This window comes from Exiguobacterium sp. s16, from assembly GCF_018618115.1.
In the GTDB taxonomy this organism is placed as follows: Bacteria; Bacillota; Bacilli; order Exiguobacteriales; family Exiguobacteriaceae; genus Exiguobacterium; species Exiguobacterium mexicanum_A.
Window position 1 is genome coordinate 1 of the sequence record NZ_JACSLM010000024.1, and the last position, 1059, is coordinate 1059.

Consider the following 1059-nt stretch of genomic DNA (forward strand, 5'->3'; position numbering starts at 1 on the left):
TGACGGTTTGTCAAATTAAGCGCAACACTTCCTCGGTGAAGGCCTCGTGTGCGGTTCGCCAGCCGAGGCATTTCCTCGGTCGCCCGTTGATCTTGGCGAGCGCATCCGCGAGTTCGCCGTCACCGACCTTCGCGAAGTCCGTTCCTTTCGGGAAGAACTCGCGGAGGAGACCGTTGGCGTTCTCGTTGCTCCCTCGTTGCCAGGACGCGTACGGGTCGGCGAAATAGAGTGGCACGCCGAGCGACGTCCGGATACGCTCGTGACAGCTGAACTCTTTGCCTCGGTCCGTCGTCGCCGTCCTGAACGCGGCCACGGGGAAGGCGCCGTGCACTGCCTGGATTGCCATCTCCATCGAGGAGGCGCTACGATCCGTCATCGGAAGGGCGATGTAGAACCGGCTCTTCCGCTCGACGAACGTCGCGACGCATGCCTTTGACTTCCCACGTCCGGAGACCACGGTGTCGAGCTCCCAGTGACCGAATGTCTTGCGTGCACGCACCTCTCTCGGGCGCTTGGCGATGGACAATCCGACATTGAATCGCCCCCGCGTCTCGACCGGCTTTTGACGCTTCCCCTTTTGGCGGAGCACGGATGTCGGCACGTCAATCAGTCCCGAGTAGATCCAGCGATAGATGGTCGAGAAGGCGATTTCCCCGTCGAAGAGACGACCGACGATCTGTTCCGGCGACCAGGTCGCCCACAGTTTCTCGGTGATCGTCCGGCGAGTCGCCTCGTCGAGCTTCGTCTTGGCGCCGCAGTTTGCCTTCTTCTTCACGTAGCGCTGCTGGGCACGTCCCGATTCGTAGCCGGGGTTCCGTTTGACCTCCCGCGAGACGGTCGAGGGATGACGCCCGAGCCGTCTTGCGATGGACCGGATGGACATCCCGAGCTCCAGATAGGTCTCTATTTTCACGCGTTCCGTTGTGGTAAGATGGGTGTAGCTCATGATATTTCCTCCGTCTGAATGTGTGTTGTGGTGACTTCATTCTACACGAGGAAAGCGTCATGGGCTTTTTTGTGTTCACTTTGGGGTGTTGCACTTAATTTTATAATTCATCG

At 59.3% G+C, this 1059-nt stretch carries 1 protein-coding gene; it reads right to left on the reverse strand.

The window, feature by feature from the left end:
• Positions 1 to 10: 10 nt before the first annotated feature.
• Positions 11 to 946, reverse strand: coding sequence for an IS30 family transposase (locus KNP86_RS15555; protein WP_214755164.1), 936 nt, complete (start codon positions 944 to 946; stop codon positions 11 to 13).
• Positions 947 to 1059: the final 113 nt, after the last annotated feature.